8 protein-coding genes are annotated in these 8,919 nt (G+C 38.9%); 4 read left to right on the top strand and 4 right to left on the bottom strand.

What is annotated here, in order from left to right:
- The 4 genes from QZ169_RS11120 to xerS form a co-directional block, all read left to right on the top strand.
- The coding region (locus tag QZ169_RS11120; protein WP_295507059.1) for a metallophosphoesterase at nt 1–1,494 on the top strand (1,494 nt) is incomplete at its 5' end.
- A 120-nt stretch (nt 1,495–1,614) separates the two neighbouring features.
- Nucleotides 1,615–2,418 (top strand): alpha/beta hydrolase, encoded by an 804-nt coding sequence (locus QZ169_RS11115; RefSeq protein WP_295507058.1) that lies wholly within the window; start codon nt 1,615–1,617, stop codon nt 2,416–2,418.
- A 142-nt stretch (nt 2,419–2,560) separates the two neighbouring features.
- Nucleotides 2,561–3,106, top strand: a complete 546-nt coding sequence (locus QZ169_RS11110; protein WP_295507057.1) for a DNA/RNA non-specific endonuclease — start codon at nt 2,561–2,563, stop codon at nt 3,104–3,106.
- A gap of 108 nt (nt 3,107–3,214) precedes the next feature.
- A complete protein-coding gene (gene xerS / locus QZ169_RS11105) occupies nt 3,215–4,285 on the top strand; it encodes a tyrosine recombinase XerS (protein ID WP_295507056.1) in 1,071 nt (356 codons plus the stop codon).
- An 80-nt stretch (nt 4,286–4,365) separates the two neighbouring features.
- Here the strand turns inward: xerS and QZ169_RS11100 are convergent, their stop codons facing one another.
- The 4 genes from QZ169_RS11100 to QZ169_RS11085 all read right to left on the bottom strand — a co-directional run.
- Nucleotides 4,366–5,004, bottom strand: a complete 639-nt coding sequence (locus tag QZ169_RS11100) for a hypothetical protein (protein ID WP_295507055.1) — start codon at nt 5,002–5,004, stop codon at nt 4,366–4,368.
- Between the two features lie 116 nt (nt 5,005–5,120).
- Entirely contained in the window at nt 5,121–6,107 is a 987-nt protein-coding gene (locus tag QZ169_RS11095) for a lipoate--protein ligase (RefSeq protein ID WP_295507054.1), read from the bottom strand.
- Nucleotides 6,108–6,173: 66 nt separating this feature from the next.
- Nucleotides 6,174–7,877: a dihydrolipoyl dehydrogenase gene (gene lpdA / locus QZ169_RS11090; RefSeq protein ID WP_295507053.1), complete on the bottom strand. Its 1,704-nt coding sequence runs from the start codon at nt 7,875–7,877 to the stop codon at nt 6,174–6,176.
- Nucleotides 7,878–7,954: 77 nt separating this feature from the next.
- Nucleotides 7,955–8,919 (bottom strand): dihydrolipoamide acetyltransferase (locus QZ169_RS11085; RefSeq protein ID WP_295507052.1); only part of this gene is annotated, 965 nt, incomplete at its 5' end.

The raw sequence follows: 8,919 nt of genomic DNA, 5'->3' as shown, positions 1-8,919 counted from the left end.
GATTTACTATATTCAAACAGAGAAGGAAATATTTTTGTTTTAGCTGGAGATTTTTTTGATGATTTCTTTGAGACGCTTGATTTCATACAAATTCTTGAAAAAGCTCAGATTACATCTTTTGTAGTTTTAGGAAATCACGATTATTGGACTTATTCAGATAAAAAGAGAACATGGGTTGAATGTATTGAGCAAGCTTCAATGGCAACAGAGAGAAATAAATTCTGTCGCCTTCTCCTTACTGGTAGAGAGTACAAGATAGGTGATTTGGTATTTATCGGAGATACTGGCTTCACTAATTTAAATTATACAGTCCTAGACCTGAATCGCATAGCAGATGTTTATGACTTATTTGAATACATTGATGAAAATGATTCAAATTGGTTATTAACTGCAACAATCAAAGACTTAGAAAACCGCGTACCAGATTGCACTCAAGTTAAAAATTTCGATATAGAAACTCTTAAAAAACTTAATAAAGACTGGTGTGATTTTGCAAATAAGAGAATTACTAGATTAAATAAAAACGAATCACTATTCATAGTAACACACTGGCCGATGGATTCACTCGCTGAAAACGCAATAGATTCTTGGTGGCAGACTCTTGCTTTATTCCCAAAAGAAGAACCCCCCTATCCTAGTATTTATAAGCCTGAGCCAGATAACAGATATTGGTTAATTAGTGGACATACGCATCGTGATGTTCATTACTGGAATTCAATTGCTGTACAAGCTGATTACCAAAATGAGAAATGGTTTCAAGAACTTACTTTAGCTTCTTTTGGATTATTAGTCCCTACTGAAAAGCTTTATAGTTTAATTGATATAAATAGTTCGTTAAGTGTTTTTACAGATTTTTCAGCGATATATCAAGAAAATAATGATAATGCAGAAACTTCTCTAAAAGTTAGACGCTACGGATTTAGAAGAGCAGGAAACTTTGGTAACAAACGTGCTATTTCTGCTTATATGAAAAATAGCGAAGACTATATTCAACGAGTAAAAAAGGAAATAGCTCAAATAAAAAACGAATTTGCAGGGAACGCAGGTTATTCAGATGCGTTAGGATGGCAACTTTATCATTCAAAATTAGCTGTTGAAGCAGCAATTGATGTATTAGAAAAAGGTTACCAAGAGAATCCATTTGATTTTTTTACTGCTTTACTTGTTTCAGGATACGCTTATAACGCTCGAACTCATCTTCTAAAGAGTATGCGTAAAGTAAATGTTTACGACATAGTTCGTCAATCAATGGTATTTTCAACTATTAAGAATATACCAGAAATTAATTTAGATGAAATAGTAACTATAAAATCCCTTCAAGGAAAAAACTCTTCTATTAAAATTGGAAATATTGAGTTAAAAATACCAGTCGTTAATGGAAAGCATTTAGATTTGGACTTTTTTCTTCCAATGGCTAATTTTTTTAATAATCAATTATTAGGGGAAGATAAACCTAAAGAAAAAATGTTTCGGATAGAAAGCAATTTAAGTTAAATAATGTAATTAAGAAATAAAGTAATTTAGCATATTTCTTTCAAAGAGAAAATAACAAGCTACATAAATCCGGTATGTGGCTTGTTTTTGGAAACATCAGATTCAGATATGGAGACTAGAATGAAGCCTTTTTTGACTCAATTAATTCATCGACTTGCTAAAACCTTTCAAAAATTATTGAATAAGCTGCCTTCCCACCCTATTTCTCATCTTCCTGCCAGCAAGGTCGAAATACGTCCTATTATCATGATTCCAGGTAGTTCTGCGACTGAGAATCGTTTTAATCGAATGGTTAAAAAGCTCAACCGCAATCAGCATCCGCGTCATAGTTTGCTCCGTATTAAAATTTGGAATGACGGACATATGACTTATCGAGGGCATTTGAAGCGGAAGGACAGAAAACCCATTTTTGTGGTTGGATTTCAAAATAATCGTGATGGTTATGAAAATATCAAGAAACAGGCGGCCATGTTTGACGCTGTCTTGACTGCCTTGCGAGAGAAGTATTCTTTTAACAGCTTTAAGGCGCTGGGGCATTCTAACGGTGGTCTAATTTATACAGTATTCCTGCAGCAATACCTTGCAAACCATTCTGGGTTGGAGATGGAAAAGCTCCTGACTATCGGCAGTCCTTATAATCTGAACAAGAAAAATCTTAATCATCGAGTTGAGATGTTAGATGACTTTGTAGCCAATCAGGGAAAACTTCCTAAGAAGCTGCAGCATTTGTCTATTTTGGGAATCTTTTTCCGAGACGGTGACGGAATTGTCCATAAAAGCAGTGTAGAGGCTGGGAGCTTGATTTACGAAGGAAAGATTGCTTCACACAGAGAGGTCGTCATCGAAGGTAAGGATGCCCACCATTCTTCCTTACCACAAAATGAACAGGTAGTTGATTTGATTAGGGAGTTTTTATTTATTTGAAAAATTTGTATATAATTAGAAGGAGAAAATAGATTATGACAATAGATAATACTAAAACAGAAATTGAAACTGCAACCTCGCTAAAAAAATCATTGAAGAAAAATATGATGGAGTTTGGGATTGTTCTATGACAAATTGGAGCATGAAATATATTGAAGAAGGTAAGTACTATTATATTTTAGATGATATAAGTATTGATGAGAGTATTGAAGAAAAACCTAGTTATAAATATGAACCAATGTTATGGAAGGTAGTTTTAAGAACATATCCAAATTCTGATTATTTTGAAAATACTCTAAATGAGTATCAATGGCAAAGAGATAAAAAGAAAAAAGGAAAAGATAGAGGCCATTTCATTGCAAATGCTTTTAAGAAGTACTTGTTTACAGATGATAATATCAAGAAAAAAAGAAAACAAATTGATCTCTTTTTTAGCAAAGGTAATAAAAGAAATATCACACCTCAAGATCGAAAATCAAACCGTAACTCTAAAACGTATACTGGACAGTTAAAATTCGAACAAAAGATTCAAACGTATTTTGAAAACAAAAAAAATATTGATAAAAAAGTTTATTACGAAATCGAAGAAATAAAAACAAATGGAAAAATTTTAGGTCGCAGAATATTTATTCATTGGTATGATGAAAAGAATGATGATGAACATGTGTTTATTCCTGAAGAAAGATAAGGAAGGGGTTTCTCTTCCCTCCTATTATCTTTCCGAAAAACTATAATTTTCTTGAAAAATATATCTAGATATGCTATACTACCATTATAGAAAAAACGGAGAAATGTGATGAGACGTGAACTGTTATTAGAAAGAATTGATAAACTCAAAGCCACTATGCCCTGGTACATTCTGGAATATTACCAGTCTAAGCTGGCGGTGCCTTATAGTTTTACAACTTTATACGAATATCTCAAAGAATATGATCGCTTTTTTAACTGGGTGCTAGAATCTGGTATCACGGATGCTTCGCATATTGCTGAGATTCCTCTCTCAATCTTGGAAAATATGACCAAAAAAGACATGGAAGCCTTCATTCTTTATCTGCGCGAGCGGCCGCTTCTCAATGCCAATACAACTCAAAATGGTGTTTCCCAGACAACCATTAACCGGACTCTTTCGGCTTTATCTAGCCTCTACAAATATTTGACTGAGGAAGTCGAAAACGAACAGGGCGAGCCTTACTTCTATCGAAATGTGATGAAAAAAGTTGCTACTAAGAAGAAAAAGGAAACTCTGGCAGCCCGTGCAGAGAATATTAAGCAGAAGCTCTTTTTAGGGGATGAGACAGAAGAATTTCTCCAGTATATTGATACGGAGTACCCTAAGAAGCTCTCTAATCGCGCCCTATCTTCTTTTAACAAGAACAAAGAACGTGATCTAGCCATCATTGCCTTGCTACTAGCCTCTGGTGTTCGTCTGTCTGAAGCTGTCAATCTGGACCTGAAAGACATCAATCTCAAAATGATGGTCATTGAAGTGACTAGAAAAGGTGGAAAAAGGGACTCTGTCAACGTCGCTGCTTTTGCCAAACCCTATTTAGAAGAGTATTTGAGCATTCGGAGCAAGCGATACAAGGCCGAAAAGACAGATACAGCCTTCTTTTTGACTGAATACCGCGGCACTCCTAATCGAATCGATGCTTCCAGTGTCGAAAAAATGGTGGCCAAGTATTCTGAAGACTTCAAGGTGCGAGTGACGCCTCACAAACTCCGCCATACGCTTGCTACTCGTTTATACGATGCAACCAAATCTCAAGTTCTCGTCAGCCATCAGCTAGGGCATGCTAGCACTCAGGTGACGGACCTCTACACCCACATTGTCAATGATGAACAAAAGAACGCTTTGGACAAACTATAAATTACATAATTTAAAATATGTAAATAAAGCAATAATAACAAAAGAGCGAAAAATCTATTTTAGATGCTTCGCTCTTTTTCTTATAAAAACTCAATCCAATAATTTCGATGTGGTTCAACAATTAGTGGTTTGCCCCAGAAGTGCTTGAGATGCTCCAGATTCGCTGCTGTGACTGGTCGATTTTTAGAGTTGTACTTTTCAGCGCTTTCTCTAGTTAGGAAGCATTTAACCGCTTCGTAGGAGCCTTCTGTTGTCTCTCTATTCAATCCTTCAAAGCTAATTTCATCACCTGGCTGAGGATTGTCCGTGAAGAGCTTTCCGATAAAGTAAACTGTCTTACTCTTCATCAGGTCGTAAGCCTTGATATTCTCTATCCGGTTATTAGCTGCTGCAAACATGATGCAAAAGCTATCTACAAGGTCCTTCAAGGGCATCAGGTCTTCTTTGGGGACGAAGATATCTACCATGTAGAGCCCACCAATGATTAGGTTTTGGAAAGAAGGTTGCTGAATGACATTATCTAACGCCATACCAAGCGGCAATTTCACGGCTTGATAGCCTGATTTTTCAAATTCTTCTTTCTTTTTCTCATAATCTTCTGCAGATATGCTAACATAAAAGTTGTCTGGATTAGGAGATGGTTTTTTCTTCAGAAAAGCTACAACTGTACGGTCCAACTGCTCAAACAGACCAAGGCTTTCTACTGGGACTTTTTGCATCAAGACACCTCTTTCTCTGATTCCCTATCATTTTATCATATCTGGTAGATAAAGCCTAGAGAAAACTAGCTGGGGTTAAGGAAACGTAAGAATGTTGTTGATTTGAAATATACTGTTTAGACGATAGCTTCGGCAATCTCTTCTCTGCTGATTCCAGCAAAGTAGCGGCTAATATCAATCCTTTCAAGAGCTTTAAGGACATCTTCGCGCTCGTATTTAACACCGCGCAGCACATCTTCTACTGCTGCTACGTCTTCAATACCAAAGAAGTCTCCATAGATTTTAATATCCTTAATCTTGGATTCAACAACATTGGCAAAGGTTTCTACCTTACCACTGGTAAACTTGGTGCCACGACGCACGTTGTATTCAGGCGATTTACCGTAGTTCCAGTCCCAAGTTCCAAACTTGCTATCTCTAATTTGCTTGATTTCTTCCAGTTCTTTCTCGGAAAAGACATATTCTGTCATTTCTGGATACTCTTTCTTCATATAGTCCAGAAGCAGGTCGCGGAATTCTTCGACAGTAATCTTTTCTGGCAATTCATTGACAATATTTGTCACGCGTGCACGGACAGATTTAACCCCTTTTGATTCGAACTTGTCTTTAGAAACCTTAAGTGCATTGGCCAAGACTGACAGATCAACATCAAAGAGCAGGCAACCATGGTGCATGATACGGCCATTGATATAGGCCTGCGCATTGCCACAGAACTTCTTGCCATCAATCTCTAGGTCATTACGACCAGTGAATTCAGCCTTTACCCCAAGTTCTGCCAAGGTGTTGATAACCGGCGTAGAAAAACTCTTAAAGTCAAAGGCTCTATCTTCACTTTCCTTAGAGATAATGGTGTAGTTGAGGTTGTTTAGATCATGATAAACAGCTCCACCTCCACTGATACGGCGTACGACCTCAATGCCATGCTCGCGAACATAGTCACGATTGATTTCTTCAATAGTGTTTTGGTGGCGACCAACAATGATAGATGGTTTGTTAATCCAGAGCAGGAAAATTTCATCCTCGTCTAAGAGGTGTTTGAAAGCATATTCTTCCAGAGCAATATTAAAAGCTGTATCATTTGAGTAGTTAACAATGTATTTCATAAGCTTCCTCTTTATACGATAGAGACTGGAACAATGATTTATGCCCAGTCTAATCTATCTTTTAAATTATTTTTTCTTAGGTGAGTGAACTGCTAATCCCAGTACGTCCGCAAATGCTTCGTACATAACTTCTGAGAAAGTTGGGTGACCGTGAATGGTCTTAAGCATTTCTTCTACGGTGATTTCCATTTCGATGATGGTTGATGCTTCGTTGATCAATTCTGCAGCTGCAGGACCGATGATATGGACACCAAGCACTTCACCATACTTCTTGTCAGCGATGACTTTAACGAATCCTTGAGCTGCGTCTGAAGCAATAGCACGGCCGTTAGCAGCGAAGTTAAACTTACCAATTGCTACATCGTATTTCTCACGAGCTTGCTCTTCTGTCAAACCAACTGCTGCTACTTCTGGCAGGGTGTAGATAGCTGCAGGTGTCAGATTGAGTTTAGCAACGTGGTGATTGCCTTTAAGAGCATTTTCAGCAGCGACTTCACCCATACGGAAGGCTGCATGGGCCAGCATCTTAGTACCATTGATATCACCTGGTGCGTAAATACCTGGAACAGAAGTTTCCATATACTCATTGACCTTGATACGACCACGATCCAGTTCGAACTCAACCTCACCGATGCCTTCTAGGTCTGGCACGCGCCCGATAGAAAGAAGGGCCTTATCTGCTAGAATATCTTCTTTTCCTTCAACCTTGATACGGAGTTTGCCGTTTTCTTCGATGATTTCTTCCAACTTAGTTTCAGTTAGAATTGTCATGCCCTTACGCTCCAAGATGAGGCGAAGGTTTTTAGAAACTTCCGCATCCATAGCAGGTACAATGCGGTCCATCATTTCAATGACAGTAACTTTTGAGCCAAATGTCATGAAGGCTTGGCCAAGCTCAATACCGACAACACCACCGCCGATAATTACCAGATTTTCTGGCACTTCGTTCATTTCCAGAATATCATCGCTGGTCATAACAAGAGATGATTCCATACCCGGAACATTGATCTTGCTGACTTTTGAACCACCAGCAAGGATGATTTTCTTGGTTTCAAGCAATTCTGAACCATTTACCAAAATATTCTTGTCTTTACTAATGGTACCAATTCCCTTATGAACATCTACGCCATAACTGCGTAGAAGTCCAGCAACACCGCCAACAAGCGTATTGACAACCTTGTTTTTAGTTTCAAGGACCTTGTCCATGTCCACTGAGAAGCTTGGATTTTCGATGATGATACCGCGATTAGCAGCGTGACCAAGGTTTTCAATGATTTCAGCATTGTGCAGGTAAGTCTTAGTAGGTATACAGCCACGGTTCAGGCAGGTTCCGCCTAGCTCAGACTTCTCAACCAAGGCAATCTTGCCACCCAGCTGGGCTGCTTTGATAGCCGCTACATAACCAGCAGGTCCGCCACCGATAACAACGATATCGTAAGCATCATCACTCTTATCATCATCTGTATTTGCCGCTGCAGCAGGAGTTGGTGCTTCCGCAGGTGCAGATCCGCCAGCAGTTGGAATGTTTTCTCCTTCTTCTCCCAAGTAACCGATGACTTCCGTAACTGGAACAGTTTCACCGTCACCTTTGAGAATGGCAATCAGATAGCCGTCTTCTTCAGCTTCCAATTCCATGCTGACCTTGTCAGTCATGATTTCCAGAAGGATTTCCCCTTCTTTGACAAATTCGCCGACTTTCTTATTCCATTGGACAATTTGCCCTTCGGTCATATCCACGCCGGCTTTTGGCATAATTACTTCTAAAGCCATTTTTCTTTCCTTTTCTAATTTAATTTTTCACTTGCTGAGTGTTTTGTTTCTTTACTTTTAAACTAGCAAAGAAAATCTTATACCAACATTGAAATTGGAGCTTCAATCAAAGCCTTCAAATCCTTCATAAACTTAGCTCCAGCCATTCCATCAACTACACGGTGGTCAATGGTCAATCCCAGACTCATAATTGGACGGATAACAATTTCGCCATTAACAACGACAGGTTTCTCTACCGTTGAGCTCACACCCAAGATAGCAGAGTTTGGCTGGTTGATGATTGGCCCAAAAGACTGAACGCCAAACATACCTAAGTTACTGATTGTGAAGGTTGAATTTTGCAGCTCGCTTGGAGCCAACTTGCCTTCCAAGGTACGTCCGATTACATCTTTAAAGGCTACTACAAGCTCTGATAGGCTCATTTTTTCTGCATTATAGACAACCGGCGTCATCAGGCCATTATCCATACCGACTGCCATTGAAAGGTTGACATAGTTGTGTGTGATAATGGTCTTGCCATCCTCTGTCAAGGTCGAATTGAGGTAAGGATGTTTCATCAGTGTCTTTACAACAGCCAGCGAAAGCAGGTCTGTGACAGTTACTTTCTTGCCAGTTGCTTCCATGATTGGCTCCAGCACTTTTTTACGCAAGGCCAGCATTTCTGTCATATCAACATCATAGTTAAGTGTGAATGTTGGCGCCGTCAGGTAAGATTCTACCATCCGCTGAGCGATAACCTTCCGCATTGGCGTCATTGGAATACGCTCAATTTCACCGTAAGGAGTGACATTATCAGGCACTTCTTCCACTTTTTCAATTTGAGCAGGAGATTTGATTGTATCGCTCTCAACATTCTCAGGCAAGAAAGCAAGAACATCTTTCTTCATAATTTTGCCACGATGGCCAGTTCCTTGAATCTCTTGCCAAGCAATATTGTGTTCTTGGGCAATTCGTTTTGCCAGTGGTGAAATGCGCACCACATTTGTATCTTTATAAGTTTCCACGTCTTCTTTGTGGACACGACCATTTGCACCTGAGCCAG

The sequence above is a fragment of the uncultured Streptococcus sp. genome (assembly GCF_905372115.1).
Lineage (GTDB): Bacteria > Bacillota > Bacilli > Lactobacillales > Streptococcaceae > Streptococcus.
The sequence above is the reverse complement of the archived record's forward strand: the minus strand, read 5'-3'. Positions and strand labels throughout refer to the sequence as shown.

Coding starts and splice junctions, on each gene's coding strand:
- QZ169_RS11115 (WP_295507058.1), top strand. CDS start 1,615: ATGAAGCCTTTTTTGACTCAATTAATTCATCGACTTGCTAAAACCTTT.
- QZ169_RS11110 (WP_295507057.1), top strand. CDS start 2,561: ATGAAATATATTGAAGAAGGTAAGTACTATTATATTTTAGATGATATA.
- xerS (WP_295507056.1), top strand. CDS start 3,215: ATGAGACGTGAACTGTTATTAGAAAGAATTGATAAACTCAAAGCCACT.
- QZ169_RS11100 (WP_295507055.1), bottom strand. CDS start 5,004: ATGCAAAAAGTCCCAGTAGAAAGCCTTGGTCTGTTTGAGCAGTTGGAC.
- QZ169_RS11095 (WP_295507054.1), bottom strand. CDS start 6,107: ATGAAATACATTGTTAACTACTCAAATGATACAGCTTTTAATATTGCT.
- lpdA (WP_295507053.1), bottom strand. CDS start 7,877: ATGGCTTTAGAAGTAATTATGCCAAAAGCCGGCGTGGATATGACCGAA.